This is a genomic window from Stenotrophomonas sp. SMYL20 (assembly GCF_036320045.1).
Classification (GTDB): Bacteria; Pseudomonadota; Gammaproteobacteria; order Xanthomonadales; family Xanthomonadaceae; genus Stenotrophomonas; species Stenotrophomonas maltophilia_A.
Genome location: NZ_JAWIRT010000017.1, coordinates 75,134 through 102,112, shown reverse-complemented (window position 1 = coordinate 102,112; position 26,979 = coordinate 75,134). Strand labels below are relative to the sequence as shown.

Genomic DNA, 26,979 nt, shown 5'->3' with positions numbered 1-26,979 from the left:
TTGTTTTTTTCGGTCCGCCTCGCAGTTGTGCCGGGTCCCGCCAACTCCCACCCCCCCCGCCCCCGACTCTACAAGGGCCAGATCCAACGCAGTCGAGCGTGGCTCGACGCTACAGAACTACTTGGCTGACACCCGCCACACCACGTCGCCCACGTCATCGGCGACCAGCAATGCACCCTCGGCATCCATGGCCATGCCCACTGGCGCGCCCATCAGCGTCTTCTCGTCCTTCGAGGCGAAACCACTGACCACGGTCTGCGGTCGCCCGGTCGGCTTACCGTCCTTGAACGGTACGTAGACCACTTCGTAGCCGCTCAGCGGCGAACGATCCCAGCTGCCGTGTTCGCCGATGAAGGCGCCGCCGTGGTACTGCGCCGGCAGTGCCTGGCCGGTGTAGAACAGCAGGCCCAGCGGTGCCACGTGCGAGCCGATGGCGTAGTCCGGCGTGATGGCTTTCGCCACCAGGTCCGGCCGCTGCGGCTGCACACGCTCGTCCACGTGCTGGCCGTAGTAGCTGTAGGGCCACCCGTAGAAGCCATCTTCCTTCACCGAGGTGAGGTAATCGGGCACCAGATCCGCACCGATTTCATCGCGTTCGTTCGCCACGGCCCACAGCGTGCCGGTGCTCGGCTCCCAGTCCAGTCCGGTCGGGTTGCGGATGCCCGACGCAAAGATGCGGCTGCCACGGGTGGCCACGTCCACTTCCAGCACCACCGCACGGCGGTACTCGACGGCCAGGCCGTTCTCGGTGATGTTGCTGTTGGAACCCACGCCCACATACAGCTTGCTGCCATCACGGCTGGCCAGCAGTTCCTTGGTCCAGTGGTGGTTGATGGTGCTGGGCAGGTCGGTGAACTCGCGGCCCTTGTCGGACATGCGGGTTTCACCAGGCACGTAGTGATACTGCATGATGTTGCCGGTGTTGGCCACGTACAGCGTGTCGCCGATCAGCTGGATGCCGAACGGCGAATGCAGGCCTTCGATATAGACGTGCTGGGTCCAGGTGTTCGTTCCCGGCGTGCGGCGCAGCAGGGTGACCCGGTTGCCGCCCTTGCCGGCCTTGCCCGAGCGCGCTTTGACCTTGCCGGCGATCCACTGCTTGGGCGTGGTGACCGGTTCTTCGCCGGGGCCATTGCCCTCCACCACCAGCACATCGCCGTTGGGCAGGGTCAACAATCGCCGCGGATGCAGCAGGTTGGCGGCGATGCGTTCGATCTTCAGGCCTTCGGCCACGGTGGGTGACTGGCCGTCGGCCCAACCCACGCCTTTGGGCACCTGCATCGGCGGCATCAGGAAGTTCTTCGGTGCCGGCAGAGGCGGCTTCGCACCCGACTGGTCGGTGGGGTGGTATTCGGCCTTGCCGGCACAGGCCGACAGCATCACGGCCAGCGCCAGGGCGCCCACGGTAGGCAGGATGTGCTTAGCCATGACGTCCTCCCTGCAGCACCGGCGGCTGCAACGACAGCAGGATCAGGCCCAGTGCGATCAGGGCCACGGTCAGCGCCGACAGGATCGTGCCCGGCACCGCAACGGCATACGCATCGCGGCTGTGCACGAAGGCATTCCAGATCGCCAGCAGCACCGCGACCAGGTTGAGGAAGAAGTCGATGCGGTCGATGCGGGTGGCGGTGCCGTTGCGGCGCCAGACCGCGAACAGGTTGATCAGGCGCGGAATGATGGCGATCAGCAGACCGAAGGTGATCAGCCAGGCGGCGGCCTTGCCCCACATCACCTCGGCGCTGTTGAGGTAGATCGCGTCGAAGATCAGCGCGCCGACGAAGAAGCCGAAGGGTATCGGGTTCAACAGGCTGAACAGCGTGGTGCCGAGGCCGCGATGGGCCTGGGCCAGAGGGTTGACCATCATCGTGCTCCGATGCGGAAGGGTGCACGCGCTGTAGTAGCACAGCCGGATGTGAGGGGGCGCGATGATGCCGGGTAGATCCACGCCATGTGTGGATGCGGATGCCAACCCAGGTGGGCACCTACCAGATGCGGGCCGCTGCATTCGTCATTACCCCACGGCATAAGTGTTTGTGACGCAATCGGCACATCTGCAGATTGGGAGTGTGAAGAGGTAGGGGGTTGTTCGTTGTGTCGCGTTTGGCTCGTTGCGATGGGGCAGTTCCGCCCCGCCGTCCTGCCATGCCGATTCACAACAGAAGGATTCGTGTATGAAGCGACACACGCAACGCTCCGCGCCACCGCGCTCCGCGCGCCTGGCCCTTGCCACTGCCCTGGTGCTGGGCAGCCTGGCCGCCACCGCCCAGGCCCAACAGGCCGATCCGCTGGCCGGGCGTCAGTGGCATCTGCTCAACACCGGACAGGCCGTACTGGGCGATACCCTGCCGGTGGCTGGCAACGATCTGAACGTGGATGGCCTGTTCCGCAATGGCATCCGTGGCCAGGGCGTCACCATCGCCATCGTCGATGACGGCCTGCAGATCGCACACCCGGACCTGGCCGCCAACGTCGCGGCGGTCGCGGGCAAGAACTTCGCCAACCAGAGCAACAACCCTTCACCGTCCAATCCGGACCGCGACAATCACGGCACCATGGTCGGCGGCATCGCCGGTGCAGTAGGTGCCAACAATCTGGGCGTGCGCGGCGTGGCCTCGGCGGCCACCCTGAAGGGCTTCAATTTCCTGGCGTCCAATGCCCAGGGCAATTCGAATTCCAACATCGAGTACTCGTGGTGGGACGGCGCCGAAGTGGCCGATGTGGGGGTCTTCAACAACAGCTGGGGCTCCAGCCCGGGCAACCCCAACCTGCCGCTGGCCTACAGCCAGAACGACATCGCCGCCTATGAGCAGGCCATGTCCGGCACCCGTGGTGGGCGCGGTGGCATCTACGTGAAGGCCGCCGGCAACAACCACAACAACGGCGCACGCTCGGATGGCACCGACATCTGCTCGGCAGACACCAAGAACCGCAACACGGGTTGCATTCCGGCCGGTCGCGACCCGCGTAACAACCTGTTCAACGTGATCACCGTTGCCGCCGTGCGCGCCGATGGCGTGCGCTCGTCCTACTCGTCCACCGGCTCGGCGCTGTGGGTGTCCGGCTTCGGCGGTGAGAATGGTTGGCAGCGGCAGGTCGTGCCGGGGCAGCTGGCGATCCGCTACGATCCGGCCATCCTCACCACCGATGTCACCGGCTGCGCGCAGGGCAGCAACAAGAACACGAGCCTGCGCAACACCTTGGACGGCGACCAGTCTGCCATCGACAGCACCTGCAACTACACCGGCAAGATGAACGGCACCTCGGCGGCCACGCCGATGGTGTCGGGCGTGGCGGCACTGCTGCTGGAGACCAACCCGAACCTGTCCTACCGCGATGTGAAGTACATCCTGGCCACCACCGCCACCCGCACCGATCCGAACCGTGCAGCGGTGATCCACTCCGACGGACGCGTGCTGGTGCCGGGCTGGACGGTGAATGCCGCCGGCCGTGCCTACAGCAACTGGTACGGTTTCGGTGTGGTCAATGCAGCACGCGCGGTACAGGTCGCAGAGGACTTCCAGCCGCTGGGTGCACTGGTGGATAGTGGCTGGCGCAACACGACGCGTACCGTGGCCATCGGCAATACCTCGGCGGCCGCGGCGCGCCTGACCTTCCAGCTGGCCAACGGTGCGCGCAACATCGAGAGCGTGCAGCTCGGCTTCCGCGTCAACCACAGCAACACCCGCCAGCTGCAGTTCGTGCTGATCTCGCCCAGTGGCACCCGCAGCGTGGTGCAGCCGGCATTCACCGCGATCGGCTCTGGCCTCAATGGCGTCCAGCGCAACTTCACCAACTGGGACCTGCTGTCCAGCAATGCCTTCCTGGATGAGAACGCCACGGGCACCTGGACGCTGGAAGTCACCGACCTGGGGCAGGCCGCGAACGCTGCATCGCGTGGCAACCTCGAATTCTTCAAGATCCGCGTTCTGGGGCACTGATGATGAAGACGACCATTCTGTTGAGCACCCTCGCCCTCGCGGCGATGACCACCACCGCCTGGGCACAGAGCTCGGGCCAGACACCTCCGGCGAAGACCTTGTCGACCGTAGACACGCAGCAGTTGAAGGCGGAGGCCACTGGCCGTTCGTTCAATGTGGGCGGCTCGCGCTTCCAGCTGGCACCGTCGGCAACCGTGCAGCAGGCCAGCGGCGGCCAGTTCCGGATCACCACCGGGGCTGACGCCAGCGCGGCGGCCGTCGGCACCCGCAGCAAGCGGTCCACGGATGCGTCTACCGGTGTGGCCGCACGTGCGGATGCCGGTGCCAGCAAGTTTGCGGCCGCTGTCTCCAACGATGGCGCGCCGGTCGTGGCGACCTCGCGGGTCAAGGTGTTCTTCACCGATGCGGCTTCGGCGCAGCGTGCGGCCACCGCCACCGGCGGCATCGTGGTGAAGGTATCCAAGGCCTCGGGCCGCGCGATTGTGGAGTATCCGTCGGTGAACGCGGCACTGGATGCGACCACCAAGCTGCTGTCGACCGCCGGCATCAAGGCGGCCGAGCCGGACGTGGTGCAGTGGGAAGAAAGCAAGTAAGGCGTTGAGTGGTGCCCCCGGCCGGTTGGCTCTCCTGGCCGGTCGGGGGATTGGTGTGGGGGGTGTGCCGACCAACGGTCGGCACCCACCAGATTCATTCACCGCGTGTCGACCAAGGTCGACACCTACCCGGCAGCGAGCGTGTCGCTTTGCTTGAGGTGGCAGCTGGCCAGCGGGCCGTTGCCGGCGGCCGGATGGCCAGGCTCGAGCAGCAGGCGCTGCACGTCCGAGAACAGCTTGTCCACCGGCATGCCATAGGGCGCGAACAGGCGCAGGCGGCCTTGGCGATCAAACACGTAGCCGCCGGCGATGTGGCTCATGGTGTAGGTGTCCGGCACCGGGCCGGGTTCCTTTTCGTAGAACGCCTTGAAGTCGCTGGCCATCGCGGCCAGTTGTGCTTCGTTGCCGACCAGTGCGATCGCCTTGGGGTCGAAGGCTTCCACGTAGGTGCGGGCGACTTCGGGCGTGTCGCGTGCGGGATCGACACTGACGAACACTACCTGCAGCTGGTCGGCATCCTTGCCCATCAGGTGCTTGACCTGGCTGAGCTCGACCATGGTGGTCGGGCACACGTCCGGGCAGCTGGTGAAGCCAAAGAACAGATAGGTCACCTGCCCCTGCAGGTCCTTCGGCCCACGCACGGTGCCGTGGCTGTCGGGCATCGACCACTGCTGGCCGAGCTCTTCGCAGGCGATGTCCTTGGAATAGAAGTCCATGCGCGACTGCGCACTGCAGCCGGCCAGCAGGCCGACGGCCAGGCCTGCCAGCAGCGGCAGGCGGAAACGGGGAGAGAACAACGAACGGGCAACAGCAGCAGGACGCTTCACGGGTACCACCAACGCAGGCGCGGGCGGGGTCTCGGTCAGGCCTGCCCGTGGGGGAAAGAGGACGGAGGTGCCGGGGTGATCGCGCGGTCCATGCCGATCACCCCGGCCACGGTCAGTTGATCATCATGTGGTAGTGCATGCTCCAGATGATCCAGACCGACAGTGCGACGACGATGAACAGGATCACCAGGGTGAACACGAAGCTGGCCAGGTTCCAGCCACCTTCGGACTTGCGGTCCATGTGCAGGAAATAGACCAGCTGCACCAGGATCTGCGCCACCGCGAAGCCGACCAGCAGGAATAGCGTGAGCGGCCGCGACAGCACCGGGTTCATCACCAGCGCGAACGGCACCACGGTCAGCAGCGCGCACAGCACGAAGCCGATCAGGTAGGACTTGGTGGAGCCGTGCGCATTGCCGGCGCGCGAGGTTTCGACGTGGGCCATGTCAGAAGGCTCCGATCAGATAGACGAAGGTGAAGACGCAGATCCACACCAGGTCCAGGAAGTGCCAGAACAGGCTCAGGCACGACACGCGGGTGATGTTGGTCGGGGTCAGGCCGCGGCTGTAGACCTGATGCATGACCACCGCCATCCAGATCAGGCCGCTGGCCACGTGCAGGCCGTGGGTGGCGACCAGCGCGAAGAACGCCGACAGGTAGGCACTGGTGCTGGGGCCCGCGCCTTCGTGGATCAGGTGCGAGAACTCGTAGATCTCCATGCCGATGAACGAGGCACCGAGCACGAAGGTCACGCCCAGCCAGCGCAGCACTGCCGAGGTATCGTGGCGATGCATCGCCAGCACGGCCTGGCCGTAGGTGATGCTGGAGACCAGCAGCAGGAAGGTCTCGGCCATCACGAACGGCAGCGAGAACAGATCCTTGCCGGTGGGGCCGCCGGCGTAGGCGGTGCTGAGCACCGCGTACGAGGCGAACAGCGAACCGAACAGCACCAGGTCGGACATGAGGTAGACCCACATGCCGAACACCTTCATGCCGCCCTGCTCGTGGCCATGGTCGTGTTCGTGGTGGTCCTCGTGCGCCTGCGTGTCGCTGGCCAGCTCCGGGCGGGTCAACAGGTTCATGCGCGTACCTCCTTCAGCTTGGCAAGGTTGGCTGCTTCGGTGCGCGCCACCTCTTCGGAACTGACGTAGTAGTCCACGTCCTCGTCATAGGACCGCACGATCAGGGTGACGATCATCGCGATGAAGCTGGCTGCAGCCATCCACCAGATGTGCCAGACCAGGGCGAAGCACAACACCAGGATCCAGATGTTGAGGATCAGCGGCACGCCGGTGTTCTTCGGCATGTGGATCGGTGCGTACTTCTTCGGCGGCGGCGGCAGGCCGCGCTTCTTCGCTTCGTGGAAGGCATCCAGCTCATCGGCCTTGGGCACCACGGCGAAGTTGTAGAACGGCGGCGGCGACGGCGTGGCCCATTCCAGCGTGCGTGCGTTCCACGGGTCGCCGGTCAGGTCCAGGTTGCGCTTGCGATCGCGCACGCTCACGTAGATCTGCACCAGCATCAGGATGATGCCGGCGAACACGAACAGCGCACCGATGAAGGCGGCGATCAGGTACGGCGTCCACGCCGGGTTGTCGTACTGGTTCATGCGGCGGGTCATGCCCATGAAGCCCAGCATGTACAGCGGCATGAAGGCCAGGTAGAAGCCGATCACCCAGCAGGCGAACGACCACTTGCCCAGGCGCTCGTTGAGGGTGAAGCCGAACACCTTCGGGAACCAGTAGGCGAAGCCGGCCAGGTAGCCGAACAGCGCGCCGCCGATGATGGTGTTGTGGAAGTGCGCGACCAGGAACAGGCTGTTGTGCAGCAGGAAGTCCGCACCCGGGATGGCCAGCAGCACACCGGTCATGCCGCCGATGGTGAAGGTGACCAGGAAGGCGATGGTCCACAGCATCGGCACGCTGAACTCGACGCGGCCGCCATACATGGTGAACAGCCAGGTGAAGATCTTCACGCCGGTGGGAATGGCGATGATCATCGTCATGATGCCGAAGAAGGCATTGACGCTGGCACCGGAGCCCATGGTGAAGAAGTGGTGCAGCCAGACGATGAACGACAGGATGCCGATCGCCAGGGTGGCGCCCACCATTGACTTGTAGCCGAACAGCTTCTTGCGCGCGAACGTGGCGGTCACTTCAGAGAAGATGCCGAACGCCGGCAGCACCAGGATGTACACCTCCGGATGGCCCCAGGCCCACACCAGGTTCACGTACATCATCGGGTTGCCACCCAACGTGTTGGTGTAGAAGTTGAAGTCCAGGTAGCGGTCCAGGGTGAGCGCACCCAGCGCCACGGTCAGGATCGGGAAGGCGGCGATGATGATCACGCTGGTGACCAGCACGGTCCAGGTGAACACCGGCATCTTCATCAGGGTCATGCCCGGCGCACGCATGCGCAGGATGGTGATGAACAGGTTGACGCCGGTCAGCAAGGTGCCGATGCCCGAAGCCTGCAATGCCCAGATGTAGTAGTCCACGCCCACGCCTGGACTGAACTCGATGCCCGACAGCGGCGGATAGGCCACCCAGCCGGTCATGGCGAATTCGCCAACGCCCAGCGAGATCATCATCAACGCGGCGCCGACCACGAAGATCCAGAAGCTGAAGGCGTTGAGGAACGGGAACGCCATGTCGCGCGCGCCGATCTGCAGCGGCACGATGATGTTCATCAGGCCGACCACGAACGGGGTGGCCACGAAGAAGATCATGATCACGCCGTGCGCGGTGAAGATCTGGTCGTAGTGCTCAGGTGGCAGGAAGCCGTCACTGCCCGGGCCAGCCGCGGCCAGCTGCGCGCGCATCATCAGCGCATCGGCAAAGCCACGCACCAGCATGACCAGCGCTACCACCACGTACATGATGCCGATCTTCTTGTGGTCCACGGTGGTGAACCAGTCACGCCACAGCGGGCCCCACAGCTTGAAGTACGTCACCGCGCCGAGCAGCGCGAGGCCACCCAGCACCATGGCCGCCAATGTGACCACGACGATCGGCTCGTGCAGCGGCACGGCCTCCCACGTCAATTTACCCAACATGTTCGTTACTCCTGGGAAACCTGGGCACCGCCGGCAGCGCCCGCCGGGGTCGCAGCAGCGGTGTTCTCACCAACGCCGATGAACTGGTCGATGACCTTCTTGAACAGCAGTGGTTCAACACTGGAGAAGTGCTGCACCGGTGCGTTCTTCGACGGCGCGGCCAGCGCCTTGAACTGCGTGAAGCTGAGCGCGTCCGGCGCGCTGCGCACCTCGGCCACCCAGCGCTCGAACTCTTCATTGCTGCTGGCGGTGGCGATGAACTTCATGTTCGAGAAGCCATGCCCGCTGTAGTTGCCGGACATGCCACGGAACTGGCCGGGCTCGTTGGCGATCAGGTGCAGCTGCGTGCGCATGCCGGCCATCGCGTAGATCTGCCCACCCAGCTGCGGGATGAAGAAGGTGTTCATCGTCGAGTTGGAGGTGATGTTGAACGCCAGCGGGCGGTCGACCGGGAAGTTGAGCTGGTTGACCGTGGCGATGCCCAGGTCCGGATACACGAACACCCACTTCCAGTCGGTGGCGATCACGTCCACGTGCAGCGGCTCACCGGCCACGTCCAGCGGCTTGTAGGGGTCCAGCTCGTGGGTGGACTTCCACACGATTACCGCCAGCACCGCGATGATGATCAGCGGCACGCCCCAGACCACGATCTCCACCTTGGTGGAGTGCGACCAGTCAGGCATGTATTTGGCTTTGGTATTGCCGGCGCGGTAGCGCCAGGCGAACACGAAGGTCAGCACGATGGCCGGTATCACCACGATCAGCATCAGGCCGATGCAGATCAGGATCAGGTCGCGCTGGGCGAGCCCGACCATGCCCTTCGAATCCAGCAGCACCCAGTCACAGCCCGACAGGCCGACGCAGGCCAGGGCGACCAGCGCCAGGCGGATGCGGTTCCAGCAGATATTCATTGGAGGTCAACCCTGTTGAAGAAGCGCGCTTGACCGGCTCGCCTGCGCGCAGCGCCCGGGCGTGGAGCGGCTACACTGTGGGTACGAGGTCGCCTACAAGCAGGCGAACCACTCCAATCAAGCCCATACAAGATACATCATTGTATGGACTTGTGCATCTGCACGTATGGAAAAAACTGACCGATGACGCCACCTGCCGCCGGCCGCCGCCTGAAACACCCCAATCGCACCTGGGTTCGCCCCTTCCGCGAGGGCGCCGGCCCGCTGTACCTGCAGATTGCCCAGCAGGTGCGCGAGGCGGTGGATGACGGCGTGCTGCGCCCGGGCGACCGCCTGCCGCCGCAGCGCGACCTGGCCCAGCAGGTGGGCGTGGACCTGACCACGGTCACCCGTGCCTTCGCCGAGCTGCGCCAGGCCGGCCTGCTCGACGCCCAAGGCGCTGGCGGTACCTTCATCGCGTTGTCGGCCGGCAACCGCAGCACCTCGGTGGACCTGAGCATGAACATCCCGCCGCTGCTGGGCAGCGCGCCGTTCGCACAGGGCATGGAGGCCGGTTTCCAGCACGTGGGCCAGCAGCTGGGCCAGGGCGAACTGATGAGCTACCACGTCGGCGCCGGCACCCGCGAGGACCGCGCCGCCGCTGTGCAGTGGCTGGCGCCGATGCTGGGCACGGTGGGTGCCGACCAGGTGGTGATCTGCCCCGGCGCGCAGACCGCGCTGTGTGCGCTGATCCTGGCCCGCACCCAGCCGGGCGAGCTGATCGCCGCCGAGCAGCTGACCTACCCGGGCCTGCTGGCTGCCGCGCGCGTGCTCCAGCGGGGCGTGGTGCCGGTGGCGATGGACGCCGAGGGCATGCTGCCGGAGGCGCTGGAGGAGGCCTGCCAGCTACGTCGCCCGCGTCTGCTGTACCTGGTGCCGACCATCCAGAACCCGACCACGGCAACGATGTCGGCACAGCGCCGGCTGGCGCTGCTGGCGGTCGCCAAGCGTCACGATCTGACCGTGATCGAAGACGATCCCTACTGGTTGCTGGCCGGAGACGCCGCGCCACCGCTGGCCGCACACCGCGATGCCGGCTGCCCGGTCTATTACATCTCCACCCTGTCCAAGTGCCTGGCCCCGGGCCTGCGCACCGCCTATCTGGTGGTGCCGGCCGGCGAGCCGATGGAACCGGTGCTGGATGCGCTGCGCGCAATTGCACTGATGCCGACCCAGTCGATGGTGGCGGTGGCCTCGCAGTGGATCCGCAGCGGCCAGGCCCAGGACATGGTGCAGCGCTTCCAGCAGGAACTGCGCGAGCGCCAGGCCATTGCCGCCCGTTACCTGCCGGCCCGTGCCCAGGCGCATCCGGCCGGCCTGCATGTGTGGCTGCCGCTGCCGCCGCGGCTCGACCAGTACCGGTTGATCCAGGCCGCACAGGAGCAGGGGCTGGGCATTGCCAGCTCCGATGCCTTCAGCGTGGAAGAACCGCCACCGGGCAACGCGATCCGCCTGTCGTTGGGCGGCGCGGTCGACCAGGGCGCGCTGGCCGGGGCGCTGGCCAAGCTGAACGAGATCCTGTCCGAGGCCCCCGAGGCACGCCACAACGCCATCGTCTGAACGGGGCGCATGGCGCTTTATCCATACAAGATGATATTTTGTATGCAATGTATGGATGAAGGGACGTGCATCGATGCGCGCCGAGAAACTGAAATTCCACCTGGTGATGGCCGGGTGCGGTGGCTTTGTGGTGTTGATGCTGGCCGCGCTGGCCTGGGTCTGCCTGCAGCCGCAGACCGTGGATGTGCAGGCCGCCGAACGCCACGCCATCGAGCAGTGCGTGCAGCGCAGCGAGGATCCGTCGCGTAGCGAGATCCAGCGCCGCGCGCAGGCCGATTCCTGCCGCGAGATGCGCAAGCAGTACGTGCACAAGTTCGGCCGGGAAGATTCCTGATGGGCGCAGCCGCGCCGCGTCGCCGCTGGCTGCTGCCGACGATGATCGCCCTCGCCTGCCTGTTCATGGCCGGCGTGGCAGCTGCGTTGTGGCAGTACTTCGGCTACAGCGCGCAGTCCACCTTCACCGAACAGGCCATCGTCTTCGACGATTCGCAGCTGCGCCTGCCGGCCGATCTGGCCGGTGATACCGGCCGCATCCGCGTGGTGCATTTCTGGGACCCGGCGTGCGCGGTCTGCAACCGCGAGACCGGTGCGCACCTGAGCTACCTGATCAGCATGTACCGCCGCGCCGGCATCGACTTCTATGCCATCCGCCGCCCGGGTACGCAGGGCGAGCTGCCCGAGCCACTGCGCAACAAGGTGATCAACCTGCCGACCATCGACGGCATCGAACACATTCCGGCCAGCCCCGCCGTAGCCATCTGGGATCGCCAGGGCCACCTCGCCTACGCAGGACCGTACAGCATCGGCATGGTCTGCAACTCGGCCAACAGCTTCGTCGAACCGCTGCTGGACAGACTGGTGCGCGGCGAGACCGTGCGCCCGAAAGGACTGCTTGCCGTGGGCTGCTACTGCCCCTGGCAGGCCAAGCGCTGAGGACGCGCAATGACATCACTGACGCTGGCCGGCGTGGTCGCCGCAAACAACAACGGCGGTCACCTGTCCGAACCGACCGATGGTTATGGACAGGCTCCCGCCGTTGGAAGCAACGATACGCCCCGACATGCTCCGTACATGCCGCGACCGGATGTCGCAGCCCGCGAATGGGTGCAGGACGTACTCGCGCACAGCGGGCCGATCTACCTGCGCATCGTCAACTCGCTGGAACGCACGGTGCGCCGCGGTGGTCTCGCACCGGGACAGCGCCTGCCTTCGCAACGCGCGTTGGCGCAGCAGCTCGGTATCGACCTGACCACGGTGACGCGGGCCTTCGATGAAGCACGCAAGCGTGGCCTGATCGAAGCGCGTGGACCACAGGGCAGTTTCATCGCACCGCCCAAGGCCGGCTTCGACCAGGTGGTGGACCTGAGCATGAACGTGCCACCGGTGCCCGATGCCGATGCGCTGGCCGAGACGCTGCGCCGCGGTGCCGCCGCCGTGCTTGCGCGCAGCAACGCACCGAACCTGATGACCTATCACCTGGGCGGCGGTAACCCGACCGACCGCCACGCAGCGGCGCGCTGGCTGCAGTCGATGCTGGGAAAGGTGGACGATGCCTGCCTGCTGCTGACCGAGGGTGCACAGGTGGCGCTGGCGTCGATCCTGGTCAGCCAGGGACGCGACGACGACGCGATCCTGTGCGATGCGCTGGTCTATCCGGGCCTGCTGCAGGCGGCCGCCGCACTGGGTCGGCGCTTGCTGCCGGTGGACAGCGACGAGCACGGCATGTGCCCCGAGGCGCTGGCGCGGTTGGCACGCGAAAGCGGTGCACGGCTGGTCTATCTCAATCCCACCTGCCAGAACCCGACCGCACTGACCCTGCCGCTGCATCGGCGCGAAGCGCTGGCGCGTGTGCTGGAAAGCGAAGGCCTGCTGGCGATCGAAGACGATCCGTACTGGCATCTGGCCGAAGATGCGCCGCTACCGTTGGCAACATTGGCACCGCGTCATGTGTTCTACGTGGCGACGCTGTCGAAGGTGATCAGCCCCGGCCTGCGCACCGCCTTCGTGCGTTGCCCGAGCGACGCGCATGCCGAGGCGATGACGGCCGCGCTGCGAGCAACGCGGTTGATGGGCCATCCGCTGGTATCGGCGTTGGCCAGCCAGCTGCTGCTGGATGGTTCGGCACAGTCACTGCTGGCGCAGGTGCGCAACGAGGCGCGCGAACGCGTGCGACTGGCGCGATATCTGCTTGCGCCTTCGCTGTTGCAGCGGGCAGAGGGCCTGCATGCGTGGTGCCGGATACCCGCGCCGTGGACCGACGCCACGCTGGTGCGCACCGCACAGCTGCAGGGGCTGGCGATCGCGCCGTCATCGGCGTTCTGCCTGCCGGGGGTATCGCACCAGAGCGGCGTGCGGCTGTCGTTGGGGCTGGCGGCGGATCGCCGGCAGCTGGAAAGTGCGCTGCGGAGGATCGACCGGTTGTTGTTGTCGGATGCGTTGCCGGCGATCGAGCGGTAGGTGGAGAGCATCCACGCATGGCGTGGATCTACGGGACCCGCTTCGGTAGATGCCAACCTTGGTTGGCAATGCCCGTGCACGCCATGCGTGGATGGAATGTGCCGACCAACGGTCGGCACCCACCAGGCTGGGGGAGGATCGGTAGTGCCGGCCGCTGGCCGGCGGAAGATTCCCCGGCACGGACGGAATGTGCCAACCAAGGTTGGCACCCACCAAAGCAGGGTCAGGCCAGGGCGTCCAGCGCCTGCACCAACGCATCCATCTGCTCAGGCCGGGTGAACACCGACGGTGTCACCCGCACGCACGCGCCGGACTCCAAGCCATCGCGATGGGTGGTGAACACGCGATGCTCATCCAGCAGCCGCTTCTGCAGCGCGATGTTGTCGGCCACGCTGGTACGCCCGCGCAGGCGGAAGCTGGCCAATGCACTCGCCAACGCCGGATCCGGTGAGGACAGCACTTCGATATGTGCCATCTGCCGCGCCGGTACCGTCCAGCGCTCGCGCAGGTAACGCAGGCGCGCCTGCTTGTTGGCTACGCCGATACGCTGGTGCAGGGAAATCGCTTCCGGCAGCGCCAGGTAGGCGGCGAAGTTGACCGTACCGGTATGCACGCGGCTGCCCACGCGGCCGTCGTCGGTCTCCCCCATGTACGGGTCAAGATCGGCCACACGGCCCTTGCGCACGTACATCGCGCCGACGCCGACCGGCGCACCGATCCACTTGTGCAGATTGATGCCGACGAAATCAGCCTTGAGCTGCGGCACCGCGTAGTCGATCTGGCCGAACCCATGCGCCGCATCGACGATCACGTCGATACCACGTGCACGCGCACGTTCGGCGATCTCGGCCACCGGCAGCACCAGCCCATGACGATGGCTGACCTGGGTCAGCAGCACCAGCTTCAGACGCGGCAACCGCGCGAATGCGTCCTCATACGTCTGCAGGATCTGCGCGTGGTCCGGCACCGCCGGCAGCGCGATACGCTCGACCTGCACGCCGCGACGCTGCTGCAACCAGCGCATCGCGCCGATCATGCTGTCGTAGTCGATGTCGGCATACAGCACCTGGTCGCCAGGCTTCAGACGGTTGTAGCCGCCAATCAGCGCCAGCATCGCCTCGGTGGCACCACGGGTCAGTGCGATTTCATCAACGCCCACGCCCAGCAGCTCGGCCACCTGCCGCTGCACCGCCATGTACTGCGCCGGGAACTCACGACGGCCGTACCAGGCGTTGCCACGGTTCACTTCAGCGGTGTGGCGCTGGTAGCTGGCCAGCGTCTCACGGCCCATCGCACCCCAGTAGCCGTTCTCCAGGTGGTTCACTTCATCGGTGATGTCGAAGTGGCTGGCCACGGCGGCCCAGTAGCCTTCATCGCGGGCCAGCACGTCCGGCGCCACGGTCGTTGCGGGAATCTGCATGGGTGCAGCGTAACGCGTGGCAGCCATGGCCGGCAGTGAAGACAGTGCGGCTGCGGCCGGCAGCAGGGTGCCGGCACGCAGCAGGGAGCGGCGCGTGCGGTCCATCAGAAGCTCAACCGGTACTGCGCGTACAGGTTGGCGCCGTCGGTGTCGTACGGCGCGTTGCGCGAGTAGACCAGGCCGCGGCTGGCCTGGAACACCGCCTCATCCGGATAGCGGTCGAGCACGTTGTCTGCACCCACGCGCAGGCTGTGGTGCTCGTTGATGCGATACCCCACGGCGAGGTCGAGGAAGCTCATCGCGCCGAAGCGCTGGTAGATGTCGCCCACCGCATTGCCGCTGGCGTCGGTCCAGGCACCGTAGTAGCGCATGCGCGCCATCAGCGACCAGGCGCCGACATCCCAGCTGCCGGTCAGGCTGCCCTTGTGCTCGGGCAGGCGATCTTCAAACAGCACGCGCTGGGTCTCGTTGGTGGCCACCGAGGTGCTGCCGTTGTCCACCCGCGTACGGTTGTAGTTGTAGGCCAGGGTCAGCGTCATGCGGCCGGCACCGAGATCGCGCAGGTAGTTGCCGACCACGTCCACGCCGGTGGTGGTGGTATCGAAGTCATTGGTGAAGTAGTTCACCGAGGTATAGCCCAGCGGATTGGGAGTACCAGCCGGAATGGCGAAGCTGGCCGACTGGCTGAAGCGGTCGGTGAGCTTGATCTGGTAGACATCCACCGAGCCGGACAGGCCCAGGTCGGTGCGCCAGGTCAGGCCCAGCGACGCGGTACGCGATTCCTCCGGCTTCAGCGGCCTGGCACCGAGCAGCTGCGCCAGCGGATCGTTCGGCGACAGACGACCACTGGTGAAGATCTGCAGCGTGCGCGTATCCAGGCCCTGGGTGGTGCTGGTGGTGTTGAGCTGCGCCGGGGTCGGTGCACGGAAGCCAGTGGACACCGTACCGCGCAGGGCTACGTCCGGGGTAATCGCGAAACGCGCCGAGAGCTTGCCGTCCAGCGTGCTGCCAAAGCTGGAGAAGTCCTCGTAGCGGCTGGCTGCACCGATGCTCCAGCGCTCACCCACTGGCACTTCCATATCCACGTAGGCGGCCTTGCTGCGCTGGCTCCACTGCCCGGCCTGGCTGGCCGAGAAGCCCGGCGCGCCGTTGGAGTTGGCTTCCAGCCCTGCCGCCGCGCCCGGGCCCACCGCGTACGAGGCCGCATCACCGGCGCGCACCTGGTAGGTCTCCTGGCGGAACTCGCCACCGAAGGCGACGTTGATCGGCTTGGACAGCGCAGCCACATCCCACTCGTAGTTGAAGTCGGCGTTGGCGTTCTTCTCGGTCTGGGTCAGGCGGCCGAGATCGAACGCGGTCGGGCTGACCGGACCGAGCGAGGCGTTGATGGAGTTCTTCAGGCTGTAGTCGATGGCGTTGCGGCCATACGAGGCGCTGACATCCCAGCGCAGCTTCGGGGTGATCTCGCCACGCAGGCCACCGACCAGCTGCAGGTCGTTCTGGACGTTGCCGTACTGCGGGCTGAAGCCCACCGGATAGATCGAACGCAGGTTCCAGCCGGGGAAGATCGCGGTGGTGCGGTAGGCACCGGTGGTGGTATCCGGATTGCGCCAGTTGAAATCGCTGACGCCATCGCTGTGGCTGTACAGACCGAACGCATACAGCTCCAGCGTGTCATTGGCATTGGCCTTCACGTTGAAGCCGACGCGGCGGCTTTCCAGTTCCGGTTGGCCCCAGCGCTGTACCGGGTTGGGCACGTCCAGATCCGGATGCGCGGCCTGGAAGGCAATGGCATCGGGGCGTTGGCGGGTGCGCGAGGTGGCGTCGGAGTTGGACGATTCGGCGAACAGCACCAGGCTGCCGTAGTCGCCCAGCGACCAGCCGGTGCGTGCACTGAAGTCGCGCGAGGCGCCATCGCCCTGCGCATATTGCGAATAGCCGGCGGTGATCTCGGTACCCGGGCCATCCTCGAGAATGATGTTGATGACGCCGGCGATGGCATCCGAGCCGTACTGCGCCGACGCACCATCGCGCAGCACTTCGATGCGCTTGATCGCACTGGTCGGAATCTGTGCCAGATCGGCCGCCTGCGCGCCACGGTTGCCGAGCAGCGCGCTGCGGTGGAAGCGACGACCGTTGACCAGCACCAACGTCTGATCCGGCGACAGGCCACGCAGCGTGGCCGGGCGCACGAACACCTGACCGTCCGCCATCGGCAGGCGCTGCACCACGAACGACGGCACCAGCTGCGCCAGCACGTCCTTCAGGTCGGTGGATTCAACGGACTTGATGTCTTCCTTGGTGAACACGTCCACCGGCGCCAACGTTTCGAACTGGGTGCGGTTGGAGGCGCGGGTGCCAGTGACCAGCATCGCATCGAGCTGGGTGGGCGCCGCACGGCTGCCCGCCGGGGCATCGACCGCATCGGCCTCCGCTGCGATCGCGCCTCCTGCGCTGGCCATGGAAAGGGCGAGGAGGATGGAACGCGAAAGCTTCGAACGATGCACGGCAGGGCTCCGGGAGGACGCGACAGGGCCAGCACCTGCTCGGACACAACAGGCGTGGACAAGGCGCGCAGTCTCGGCGCGATCTGTGAAGGAGCCATGACGTCAGTGCGACAGCTTGATGCCGCTGCAGCGCAAGAACTGCTAAACGAAGCGCCACGCGATCCGCTACTGTGCCCGGCATTGGATTCGGGGAACGGCAGGATGAGCGCGGCAGGCAAGGCGTTGTGGTACATCGAAACCCATGCGGACCGGCCATTGGCACTGGCCGATATTGCCGCCGCAGCGGGGCTTTCGCCGTTCCATCTGTCACGCCTGTTCCAGGCCCGCACCGGCACCTCGGTGGTGCGTTATCTGCGGGGACGGCGCCTGACCGCTGCCGCGCAGCGGCTGGCCAACGGGGCGGGCGACATCCTGCAGGTGGCACTGGGCGCGGGCTACACCACCCATGCCGCGTTCACCCGCGCCTTCAGCGAACAGTTCGGGCAGACCCCGGAGCGGGTACGCGAACAGGGCACCGATGGGCTGGCGCTGGTGCAGGCGATCCGCGTGGACGATGCGCCGACTGCCTGCGGCGAAGCGCCGCGCCTGCTCGATACCCCTGCCTTCCAGGTCGCGGGTATCGGCATGCGGCATACCCGCGACAGCGGCGGTGCGATACCCGGACAGTGGGCGCAGCTCAACCGGGAATGGCCGGCGCCGGCACCGATCAGCTTCGGCGTGTGCTGCAACAGTGATGACGATGGCGGCTTCGACTACATCGCCGCACTGCCGGCCAGCGCGGTGCCGAGCGTACCTGCGCACTGGCAACGCGTGGACATTCCGCCGCGCCGCTACCTGGTGGCCTGGCACGGCGGGCACATCTCGACCATCCGCTCGACCTGGTTCTGGCTGCTGGATCACTACCTGCCCGGCTCCGGGCTCAGCCTGGCCGATGCCCCCGATCTGGAACGCTACGACATGCGTTTCGATGAGCACAGCGGCAACGGCGGCGTGGAAATCTGGCTGCCGGTGGACGAACGCCCACGCTGACAAGGAGTTGAGGATGCGCATGACAGCCACTGTGATGGGAATGATGCTGATGGCCTCCGCGGGGGCCGCCAGCGCTGGCGAGCCTTGGAAAGCAGGCGAACGCCACGGCACCACCACAGTGGCCAGCGCCGCGGTTCGCGATGCGCAGCATCGCGACGCCCTGCGCTACACGGTCTGGTATCCCGCGCCCGCTGGCAGCACGGAAACCGCCCTGACCATCGGTCCGCCCGATGCGCCGATGTTCGACGTCGGCCGCTCAGCCACGGATGCCCCGATCGCGGGCAAGCGCCTGCCGACCCTGCTGCTCTCCCACGGCAACGGCGGCAGCGCGCGCATGATGGGCTGGTTGGGCACGGCATTGGCGCGCGCCGGGTATCTGGTAATCGCGGTCGATCATCCCGGCAACAACGGCGTGGACGAGATGACCCTGCCCGGCAGCGTACTGAGCTGGTTGCGTGCGGATGACCTGCGCTCGGCACTCGCTGCAGTACAGGCCGATCCGCTGCTGGGTCCGCATGTCGACCCTGAGCGACTGGGTGTGGCCGGGTTCTCGGCCGGAGGCTACACCGCGCTGCTGGCCGCCGGTGCACGCCCCGACCTGCAGCGGCTGTTGGCCTTCTGCCGCGCGCACCCGGATGACGGCGTCTGCCGGCCACAACAGGAAACCGCCACGCACACGATGGACGCGCGTGTTGCCGCTGCGGGCTCACCCGCGCTGTCTCCCTGGATCTCCCACGCCAACGACTCGCGCGCGATCCCCGGCGTGCGTGCGGCATTCCTGCTGGCGCCCGCGATCGTGCAGGCGTTCGCGCCCGAGCAGCTGTCCTCGCTGAGGCAGCCAGTGTCGATCGTGCTGGGCGAGGCTGACACGGTTGCGCCACCGCAGAGCAATGGCGAGGCTGCACAGACACTGGTTCCGGGCGCTGCGCTGCAGCGTCTGCCGGATGTCGGTCACTACGACTTCCTGGCGGCCTGTACAGCGGTTGGTGTGCAGAGGCTGCCCGAGCTCTGCAGCAGTTCGGTTCCGAAGGCGGACACCCACGCGCAGGCAGTGGATGCCGCGGTGCGATTCTTCGCCGAAGCACTGCGGTAGTGGCCGCCGGGCATGGCCCGGCGCTACAGTGGGCGCATCCACGGAGGATCGGCCATGCGCCTGCTTCACCTCACCCTGCCAGTGTCCGACGTCACCACCGTCGCCGCGTATTTCCACGATGTGCTGCAGCAGCGCGTGGTCGGCAATCATGTGCACATCGGCTGGAGCACGATCGAACTGCAGCCGGCAGCTGATCATCCGGTCGGTGGCGTGCACCTGGCCTTCAACGTACCGGACAACCGCTTCAGCGAGGCGATGACCTGGTTGCGTGAGCGCACGCCGCTGCAACGCAATCCGGCGGGACTGGACTACTTCGCGCTGGAGAGCAGCTGGCAGTCGCAGTCGGTGTACTTCACTGGCCCTGACGGCCTGATCCTGGAACTGATCGGCCGCCGCCGTTTGCCGGCCAGCGCGCGCGAAGGTGCGTTCCACGGCAGCGAACTGACCTGCCTGAGCGAAGTCGGCCTGCCCAGCCACGATGTCGACGCTGTGCGCGAACAGTCCAGCCTGCGGTTCGGCCTGCAACCGATCAGCCCGCCGTCGCCGCAGTTCGCGCCGATGGGCGACGATGAGGGCCTGCTGATCGTGGTTGCGGCGGATCGTCGCTGGTTCCCCGAGCAGAAGGACCTGCCGAACGCGCGCGGCTTGCAGCTGCAGGTCGGCGACGTGGCCGGCCCGGGTGTTGTGGAGGACGCCTCGCTCGGCTGGCGGGTGCAGGCGACCTGAACTACCAGCTGCCGGACGCGCCGCCTCCGCCGCTGCGGCCGCCGCCTCCAGACCAGCTGCTGGAACTGCTCGACGACGAACTCGACGAGGACGACGAACGGGACGACGTGCGTTCGCGGGATGATGAAGCCCGGCCGCGTGCGCGCTCGCCCGGCAGCATGGTGAACAACCACACGAAGTACAGCAGTACGCCACACACCCCGGACACGATCATCGCCAGCAATCGTGGATCGTCACCTTCGGCACGATGGACCGCCAGCAACGCGCCCGCGGCATAGCCGAGGGTCAACAGCACCAGCACCGTCATGCGCACGATGAAGCTGCTGCGGTTCTTCTTCCAGCGTGTGCGGCAGGCCTGCACCAGCAGGAACACCATCAGGGTGACAACGCCCGCGGCGGCCTGCAGCAGCAGGTGCCGGGCCAGGCTCGGTGGCAGCTGGTCACGCAGCAGCGCCTGCACCAGGAAGAGCACGCTGAGCATCAGCATCCCGCAAAGCACGATGCGCACACCTCGGCTGCGGCGCCAGCACCAGCCCAGCAGGGTAGCCACCGGCACACCCAGCGCCAGCACGAAGCACAGGCCCGGCAGCACATGGCGTGGCAGCAGCAGCGCCACGGAGAGCACACCCGCACCCACAACAGCGGTCACCAGCATCGGGCGGCCCCAGGCCGGCAAGGTCGGCCAGGTTGGTTTTGGTGCCGATGCATTGGCGGCCAGTGCCTTGCGCCGCCGCTCCCGACGGCTGCCGCTGAAATCGTCCTCGGTCTTCGCCGGCGGGAGGGGCGGCGGCGAGCGCCACAGTCCGGCCAGGAAACCGGCCAGCAGGGTCAACGCCACCACCGAGTCTGCGCGTCGCCAGTCCGCAGGCAGCACATTGCTGGCCGACGGTTCTTCCCATGCCGGCAGGTCCTCGCCATCGATCAGCGCCACCATGATCGTCGTGCCATCGAGCACGCCCTGGTCGACATCGCCCTCACGGAAGCGCGGCACGATCGCGTTGTCGATGATGCGAGCGGCGTACGCGTCCGGTAGCGCTCCTTCCAGGCCATAGCCGGTCTGGATGCGTACGCGGCGGTCCTGCACCGCCACCAGCAACAGCACACCGTCGTCGACACCGGCGCGACCCAGCTGCCACTGATCGAACACCCGCTGTGCATAGGCCTCGATGCCTTCGCTGCCCACGCTGGGTACCACCAGCACCTGCAGCTGTGCACCTTTCCGTGCCTGCAGCTGCAGCGCCTGCCTGCGCAGGGTGGCGCGGGTTTCAGCGGACAGCGCGTTGACAGTGTCCACCACGGGATCGTCCAGCGCCGGGACCGGGATTGCCGCCAGCGCTGCCATCGGCAGCAGGCACAGCAGCAACAGCAGCAACAGCAGCCACACGGTGGCGGCCGCCTGCTGCAAGGGGCGCGCCGGGTTCACGTACCCTGCCCTGCCTCGATCTGCGCATGCAGCGCCTGCAGCTGCGCCGCCGTCTGGTTGAACACCTGCAGATCGGCATCCACCAGGGCCGCCCAGTCAGGCGCGTGCCCCAGCAGTTGCGCCACCTGCTCGTTCGGCGCGCGGTCGAAGCCCTCGCCAAGCACGGCAAGATAGCGCTCACGGAACCCTTCGGGGTCGCGCTGGTCCTGCACGTACAGCTGCACGGCCAGCAGCCCCGCATACAGGTAGTTCACCAGATAATTCGGGTCTTCATACATCAGGCGCTTGCCGATCCAGGTGTTGCGCAGCTGCGGGTAGCGCTCCGGTTGCTGGCCGAAGCGCGCCAGCACCTGCCCGGTCAGCGCATCCAGATCATCGGCGGTGCCCAGCGTGCCTGCGGCCACACCCTGATAGATCGACTGCTCCAGCTGCGCTTCCTCGGAAGAGGTGAACAGCTGCAGCACCATGTCGTCCAGCAGCGATTTCAGGTAATAGGCTTTGGCGCGCGGATCCTCTGCCTGCTGGTACAGCTGGTCGCGGAAGCGCAGCTCGTTGTAGATCGCGAACGCCTCGGTCAGCCACTGGCTGCCATTGCGCTGCAGCGGCGACGCATGACCGCGCTGCATCCACTCGCCGTGCACGGCATGACCGGCTTCATGGGCGATCTCGACGTCGCTTTCCAGATCACCACGGCGCAGGCCAACGAACAGCATTGCCGGCACACCGGGAGCGCTCACCGGGAACGCGTCCTGGCTGCGGTCACCACGTTCGGTGGCCAGATCCATGCGCTGGTTGGCCGGATCGAGCAGCGCGCGCAGTTCGGCGACGTACGCCGGCCCCAGGTGCTGCATGGCATCGGCGGCGTTGTCACGCAGCTGCGCCAACGTCAGCACCGGTGGCGTATAGCCGGCATCGGGCACGGTGGTATCCCAGATCTGCGGCGCGTCGATGCCGGATCGCGCAGCGTGGCGCAGCAGCATGTCCTGGTAGGCACGGCGGTCCCCGGCGTGCCGTTCGATCGCCACCAGCGTTGCATCCACTGCGGCAGTATCCAGGCCCATGCGCTGGTAGCCATATGCCGGCGCCGAGCCGTCACCCTGCAGGCGTGCGGCGGCGTCATTCACCTGCACCAGCCCCAGCAGCACCGAGGCCATCGGCTCACGGCGCGAGTGCAGCCCCTGCCAGTAGCCCTTCCAGCCGGCCTCGCGCAGGGCGCGGTCGGGCTGCTGGGCCAGCAGCTGCTTGTCGCGTCCGGTGTCCCAGTGACGACCGCCGTGCTCGATCTGCGGATACTCGGCGCTGCGCAGGATCTGCCCGCGCAGGCGCGCGAAGCTGTCCAGCGCCGGATCGGCCAGTGCCTCCACGGCCTCATCAAGCGCGGCGTTGGCCGGGGTGGCAGCCTCCTTCAGCGCCCGAGTGCGCAGGAAGCCATACGGTGCTGCCCACGCCGCATCTGCGGGCGCCTCGCGCAGTGCGGCGCGACCACTGCGAGCGATGCGGCTGCACAGCCCCGCTGCCTGCTCCATCGCCTGTGCCGGGCGAAGATCGCGCGCGTTGCGGGCGGACTGCAGATGCAGGTAGCCGAGATGCCGCAGGCACTGCGCCTCCAGTGCCTCGGCCTGCTGGAAGCGTTCCGCCGGTGCGAGGGTGGACGCCTGCTGCAGGGCCTCGACGCGCTTGCCCAACGCGTCGCGCGCGGTCTGTTCGGACGCGGCGCTGGCGAAGTAGGTGCGGTCATCGGCATGCACCGACTGTGCCTGCGCGCCGCTGAAGGGGGCTATCGCCAATACGGCGGCAATGGCGGCGGTGGTGGTGCGCTTCCTGAAAGCCTGCATCGGCGTCTCCCTGCCTGGACCAGGGATCGAGCCTAGCAGCCGCTGGCCCGCCGCGCCTGTGCCGGATCAGCCATCAGATCGACTCATCCTCACGCTTGACCAGCGTCCAGCACGGCGCCTGCGCAAAGGTATAGGTCTGCTGGTCGCTGCTGTCCGGCGTACGGATCTGCACCTGCCGCTGTCCATCGGCCAGGAGGCTGACCTGCATTTCGCGGCCCTGCCCGGCCAGTGCGGCGGGATCAGGCATCACCGGCCACTCGACATCGGCCCGCGCCAGCCGGCTTTCCACCTTGCGCGGTTCCGGCTCGGCCTCTGCATCGATGTAGCTGTCCAGCAGCGGATCGGCGGTGGTCTTTTCCTGCAGCGCGATCTCGTTGCCGAAATGCTTCAGGAACGTATCGAATTCCGGGTAGGGGCACTCACTGCGTGCAGCCACAGCTGTTGGCTCGGCGACGGTGGTCGCCGGCGCCGCTGCGGCAGGTGAGGCTTCGGTCGCGGTCTGCGGTGCCTGCGGCACTGGCGCGCAGGCTGCCAGCACCGCGCCACAGGCAAGCATCAGCACTGCGGCAGAACGGTATCGACACATGGGCACATCCTGAATCCGGTCCGGTCGCTCCATGCTACCGCGCACCCTACAATTCAGGCATTCCGCTTGTCCGAGAGTCCTCATGCATCGCCTCCTGCTCCTGATCGGCCTGCTGCTGCCCGCCCTGTGGCCGGCGGTGGCGAGGGCCGTCGATGTCCACGAAGGCGACCTGCTGTTCGTCACTGCCGGCCGCAGCGGTCTCAGTGCGGCCATCGACGATGCCACCGGCAAACAGGGCGCGCCCAGCTTCGATCACGTCGCGCTGGTCGCTTCCGCGCCGAAGGGCTGGGAGGTATTGCATGCAGACGAGAAAGGATCGCGCCGGCAATCGCTGGTCGAATTCCGCCAGGACGCGCGCGCCAGGCAGCGGCAGATCGTGGTCTATCGCCTGCGCGCGCCGCAGCAGGCAGCGATCAAGGATGCGGTCGCCACCGCGCGTACGATGCTGGGCAAGCCGTACAACACGTCGTATGTGTTGAACGAGGACAGCTACTACTGCTCGGACTTCATCGAACGCGCCTTCCGTGCGCACCACGTGTTCGCATTGCAGCCGATGAACTTCCGGAACCCGCAGACCGGGGAGATCGCCCAGCACTGGGTGGATCTGTACCGCGGCATGGGCATGGACGTGCCGCAGGATCAGCCCGGCACCAATCCGAACGACATGTCGGCGGCGCCGGTGTTGCAGCGCATCGGCATGCTGGAATAAGCAAAGCCCCGCACGGGGCGGGGCTTCGCCGGTCACGTTGCACATGCAACGCGGTCATTCTTCTTCGTCGTGTCCGCCCTGCTGCTGGTTCTGGTTGCGCTTCTGCTGTTCCTGCTGCTGTTGCTGCTGCTGGTCGCGGCCACGGCCCTGCTGCTGATCCTGCTGGTTCTGCTGGCCCTGCTGTTTCTGTTTCTGGTTCGGGTTCTGGTTCTGCTGTGCCATGTCCGATCTCCAAAGCCACTCGCGGAATGCGGTGGACGTGGCCATCGTCTGCAGCGAATGGTTAATCACGCGTGGGTGGGCGGCTACATCTGTGTGTACGCGTGTGAATGAACGCGCAGAAGCCCTTGTGGCACAAGCGGCTGAAGGATTCATGCGGGTTCGGCATGTGCTCATGCCATCGTCAGCCTGCACGCATTCATGGCGTTCGCCGCCGGAAACACGCGCTGAACGAGGCTGGCGTCCCGGCTCACGCAGGGAGGCCAACCCTGCTTTCAGGGCATCACCGGTGGCACATACGCCAGGGTCATGCCCAGCAGCCACAGCAGGCCCAGCACCAGCGGAATGTGCACCAGCAGCTGGATGAAGGTGAAGCCGACGATGTCGCGTGCCTTCAGGCCCAGCACGCCCAGCAGCGGCAGCATCCAGAACGGGTTGATCAGGTTCGGCAGCGCTTCGGCCGCGTTGTAGACCTGCACCGCCCAGCCCAGGTGTGCCTTCAGTTCATTGGCGGCCTGCATCACGTACGGCGCCTCGATGATCCACTTGCCACCGCCGGAGGGCACGAAGAAGCCCAGCACCGCCGAATAGACGCCCATCACCAGCGCGAAGGTATCGGTGCTGGCCACGTGCACGAACAGGCTCGACAGGCGGTGCGCCAGTGTCTGTCCGTCGCCTCCAGCAGCATGGGTGAGGATCATCGCGATGCCACCGTACAGCGGGAACTGGATCAACACGCCGGTGGTGCTGGGCACCGCCTTGGCCACCGCGTTGAGGAAGCTGCGCGGCCGCCAGTGCAGCAGCAGGCCCAGCGAAATGAACAGGAAGTTGTAGGTGTTGAGGTTGGCGATGGCCGTGACCAGCGGCTTGTTGGCGAACTCGTTGAACAGCCAGCCGAACGCCAGCAGTGAGAGCAGCACGGTCAGCAGCGGGCTGTACTCCAGCCATTCGCCCGGGCGCGTGCGGCGCTGCAGTGGTTCCGGCTCGGCCTGCGCGGCGCCCGGGAAATCCTCAGCGGTACGCGCACTGCCGGCAGCCGGTGCGGTCAGCCAGGCGATCAGCAGCGAAACCAGGATCAGCACCGAGGTCAGCGCGATCGACTGCCACAGGAAGATGGTTTCGGTGAACGGCAGGACGCCGGTGATCTCGACCAGCCCTGGCGGCATGCTGGCCGGATTGGCCTGCAGCTGCGCGGCCGAGGAACTCAGCCCCATCGCCCACACCGCACCCAGACCGAGATACGCCGAAGCACCGGCCGCGCGGTAGTCCATGCGCAGTTCGGTACGGCGCGCCAGCGCGCGCACCAGCAGGCCGCCGAACACCAGCGAGAAGCCCCAGCTGAGCAGCGAGGCGAGCATGCTGACCAGGCCCACGTACACCACCGCGCCACGGCCGGTGCGCGGTACACGGGCGAGGAAATCGATGAAACGTGCGACCACCGGCGCGGTGGCCACGGCGTAGCCACCGATGACCACGAAGGCCATCTGCATGGTGAAGGGAATCAGGCTCCAGAAGCCGTCACCGAAGGCGCTGGCGGTGGCCTGCGGGGTCGAGCCGAAGCCCATCGCCGCCAGCGCGACGATGACCACGCCCAGCACCGCGAACACGTAGGCATCGGGGAACCACTTTTCCGCCCAGGCGGCCGAGCGCAGCGCAGCGCGCGCCATCCAGCCGTCCTGTACTGCTGCCGTCGAGGCCATCGCCTACCCTCCCAGGTTCGATGGATCGATTCTGGGCGGTGAGGTGCAGGCTGTCAGCCACCTATTGGTCGTAGGTGGCGGGATGGTAGTGCCGGCCGCTGGCCGGCAACCTCGGGATCGCGCACGGGTGCAGCCGGTCAGCGGCCGGCTCTACCAGATCCAAGCATCATCCCAGGTGGTGGAAGGCGGTAGTGCCGGCCGCTGGCCGGCAACCTCGGGACCGCATACGGGTGCAGCCGGCCAGCGGCCAGCTCTACCAGATCCAAGCATCATCGCAGGTGGTAGAAGGCGGTAGTGCCGGCCGCTGGCCGGCAACCTCGGGACCGCATACGGGTACAGCCGGCCAGCGGCC

24 protein-coding genes are annotated in these 26,979 nt (G+C 66.7%); 10 read left to right on the top strand and 14 right to left on the bottom strand.

The window, feature by feature from the left end; genetic code table 11:
* Positions 1-117: 117 nt before the first annotated feature.
* Positions 118-1,428, bottom strand: a complete 1,311-nt coding sequence (locus V3B48_RS14265; protein WP_329893950.1) for a sorbosone dehydrogenase family protein — start codon at positions 1,426-1,428, stop codon at positions 118-120.
* Positions 1,421-1,861, bottom strand: a complete 441-nt coding sequence (locus V3B48_RS14260) for a DUF2231 domain-containing protein (protein ID WP_121504203.1) — start codon at positions 1,859-1,861, stop codon at positions 1,421-1,423. The genes V3B48_RS14265 and V3B48_RS14260 overlap by 8 nt, the downstream gene beginning before the upstream one ends.
* A gap of 310 nt (positions 1,862-2,171) precedes the next feature.
* On the opposite strand from V3B48_RS14260, the gene V3B48_RS14255 reads away from it, so the two are divergent.
* Both V3B48_RS14255 and V3B48_RS14250 read left to right on the top strand, forming a co-directional pair.
* Positions 2,172-3,938 (top strand): S8 family serine peptidase, encoded by a 1,767-nt coding sequence (locus tag V3B48_RS14255; RefSeq protein ID WP_329893949.1) that lies wholly within the window; start codon positions 2,172-2,174, stop codon positions 3,936-3,938.
* Entirely contained in the window at positions 3,938-4,531 is a 594-nt protein-coding gene (locus V3B48_RS14250; protein ID WP_329893948.1) for a DNA breaking-rejoining protein, read from the top strand. The genes V3B48_RS14255 and V3B48_RS14250 overlap by 1 nt, the downstream gene beginning before the upstream one ends.
* 125 nt (positions 4,532-4,656) lie before the next feature.
* Here V3B48_RS14250 and V3B48_RS14245 read toward each other — a convergent pair whose 3' ends face one another.
* From V3B48_RS14245 to cyoA, 5 genes are all read right to left on the bottom strand, one after another.
* Positions 4,657-5,328 carry an SCO family protein gene (locus tag V3B48_RS14245; protein WP_049461714.1) on the bottom strand — a complete coding sequence of 224 codons (672 nt, stop codon included), beginning with the start codon at positions 5,326-5,328 and terminating at the stop codon, positions 4,657-4,659.
* A gap of 142 nt (positions 5,329-5,470) precedes the next feature.
* On the bottom strand, positions 5,471-5,803 hold the full coding sequence (cyoD, locus tag V3B48_RS14240; RefSeq protein ID WP_006399830.1) for a cytochrome o ubiquinol oxidase subunit IV: 333 nt from the start codon (positions 5,801-5,803) through the stop codon (positions 5,471-5,473).
* Between the two features lies 1 nt (position 5,804).
* Complete coding sequence (cyoC, locus tag V3B48_RS14235) at positions 5,805-6,440, bottom strand: cytochrome o ubiquinol oxidase subunit III (protein ID WP_012512371.1); 636 nt, start codon at positions 6,438-6,440, stop codon at positions 5,805-5,807.
* The gene (gene cyoB / locus V3B48_RS14230; protein WP_006474876.1) at positions 6,437-8,413 is read right to left on the bottom strand and encodes a cytochrome o ubiquinol oxidase subunit I; all 1,977 of its coding nucleotides are present in this window, start codon (positions 8,411-8,413) and stop codon (positions 6,437-6,439) included. Before cyoB ends, cyoC begins: the two co-directional genes overlap by 4 nt.
* Positions 8,414-8,418: 5 nt before the next feature.
* Positions 8,419-9,324, bottom strand: coding sequence for a ubiquinol oxidase subunit II (gene cyoA / locus V3B48_RS14225; protein WP_049421129.1), 906 nt, complete (start codon positions 9,322-9,324; stop codon positions 8,419-8,421).
* A gap of 183 nt (positions 9,325-9,507) precedes the next feature.
* Between cyoA and V3B48_RS14220 the strand changes: the two genes are divergently transcribed.
* From V3B48_RS14220 to V3B48_RS14205, 4 genes are read left to right on the top strand one after another with little or no spacing between them, the layout of a single operon-like run.
* A complete protein-coding gene (locus V3B48_RS14220; RefSeq protein WP_071227644.1) occupies positions 9,508-10,923 on the top strand; it encodes a PLP-dependent aminotransferase family protein in 1,416 nt (471 codons plus the stop codon).
* 55 nt (positions 10,924-10,978) lie between these two features.
* Positions 10,979-11,257, top strand: a complete 279-nt coding sequence (locus V3B48_RS14215; protein WP_005414763.1) for a hypothetical protein — start codon at positions 10,979-10,981, stop codon at positions 11,255-11,257.
* Positions 11,257-11,856, top strand: a complete 600-nt coding sequence (locus V3B48_RS14210; protein ID WP_032127099.1) for a DUF6436 domain-containing protein — start codon at positions 11,257-11,259, stop codon at positions 11,854-11,856. Before V3B48_RS14215 ends, V3B48_RS14210 begins: the two co-directional genes overlap by 1 nt.
* A gap of 9 nt (positions 11,857-11,865) precedes the next feature.
* Complete coding sequence (locus tag V3B48_RS14205) at positions 11,866-13,380, top strand: PLP-dependent aminotransferase family protein (protein WP_329893947.1); 1,515 nt, start codon at positions 11,866-11,868, stop codon at positions 13,378-13,380.
* Between the two features lie 223 nt (positions 13,381-13,603).
* Here the strand turns inward: V3B48_RS14205 and V3B48_RS14200 are convergent, their stop codons facing one another.
* Both V3B48_RS14200 and V3B48_RS14195 read right to left on the bottom strand, forming a co-directional pair.
* Entirely contained in the window at positions 13,604-14,905 is a 1,302-nt protein-coding gene (locus V3B48_RS14200; RefSeq protein WP_329893946.1) for an aminotransferase class V-fold PLP-dependent enzyme, read from the bottom strand.
* Positions 14,905-17,307 (bottom strand): TonB-dependent receptor, encoded by a 2,403-nt coding sequence (locus tag V3B48_RS14195; protein ID WP_329893945.1) that lies wholly within the window; start codon positions 17,305-17,307, stop codon positions 14,905-14,907. The genes V3B48_RS14200 and V3B48_RS14195 overlap by 1 nt, the downstream gene beginning before the upstream one ends.
* A 201-nt stretch (positions 17,308-17,508) precedes the next feature.
* Here V3B48_RS14195 and V3B48_RS14190 point away from each other — a divergent pair, with 201 nt between their 5' ends.
* Genes V3B48_RS14190 through V3B48_RS14180 form a run of 3 tightly spaced genes read left to right on the top strand, consistent with a single transcriptional unit; the run spans position 17,509 to position 20,155 of the window.
* Entirely contained in the window at positions 17,509-18,336 is an 828-nt protein-coding gene (locus tag V3B48_RS14190) for an AraC family transcriptional regulator (protein WP_285302022.1), read from the top strand.
* Between the two features lie 13 nt (positions 18,337-18,349).
* Positions 18,350-19,429, top strand: a complete 1,080-nt coding sequence (locus V3B48_RS14185) for an alpha/beta hydrolase (protein ID WP_329893944.1) — start codon at positions 18,350-18,352, stop codon at positions 19,427-19,429.
* 54 nt (positions 19,430-19,483) lie between these two features.
* The gene (locus tag V3B48_RS14180; RefSeq protein WP_329893943.1) at positions 19,484-20,155 is read left to right on the top strand and encodes a VOC family protein; all 672 of its coding nucleotides are present in this window, start codon (positions 19,484-19,486) and stop codon (positions 20,153-20,155) included.
* Position 20,156: 1 nt separating this feature from the next.
* Here V3B48_RS14180 and V3B48_RS14175 read toward each other — a convergent pair whose 3' ends face one another.
* From V3B48_RS14175 to V3B48_RS14165, 3 genes are all read right to left on the bottom strand, one after another.
* Complete coding sequence (locus V3B48_RS14175; protein WP_329893966.1) at positions 20,157-21,497, bottom strand: TPM domain-containing protein; 1,341 nt, start codon at positions 21,495-21,497, stop codon at positions 20,157-20,159.
* Between the two features lie 77 nt (positions 21,498-21,574).
* Positions 21,575-23,413, bottom strand: a complete 1,839-nt coding sequence (locus tag V3B48_RS14170) for a M3 family metallopeptidase (RefSeq protein ID WP_285302027.1) — start codon at positions 23,411-23,413, stop codon at positions 21,575-21,577.
* 73 nt (positions 23,414-23,486) lie between these two features.
* A complete protein-coding gene (locus V3B48_RS14165; RefSeq protein ID WP_329893942.1) occupies positions 23,487-23,999 on the bottom strand; it encodes a hypothetical protein in 513 nt (170 codons plus the stop codon).
* 82 nt (positions 24,000-24,081) lie between these two features.
* Between V3B48_RS14165 and V3B48_RS14160 the strand changes: the two genes are divergently transcribed.
* Positions 24,082-24,708 carry a YiiX/YebB-like N1pC/P60 family cysteine hydrolase gene (locus tag V3B48_RS14160; RefSeq protein ID WP_329893941.1) on the top strand — a complete coding sequence of 209 codons (627 nt, stop codon included), beginning with the start codon at positions 24,082-24,084 and terminating at the stop codon, positions 24,706-24,708.
* A 54-nt stretch (positions 24,709-24,762) separates the two neighbouring features.
* On the opposite strand, the gene V3B48_RS14155 is transcribed toward V3B48_RS14160, so the two are convergent.
* Positions 24,763-24,930 (bottom strand): hypothetical protein, encoded by a 168-nt coding sequence (locus tag V3B48_RS14155; protein WP_329893940.1) that lies wholly within the window; start codon positions 24,928-24,930, stop codon positions 24,763-24,765.
* Positions 24,931-25,202: 272 nt separating this feature from the next.
* Complete coding sequence (locus V3B48_RS14150; protein ID WP_197585321.1) at positions 25,203-26,627, bottom strand: TIGR00366 family protein; 1,425 nt, start codon at positions 26,625-26,627, stop codon at positions 25,203-25,205.
* Positions 26,628-26,979 lie beyond the last annotated feature (352 nt).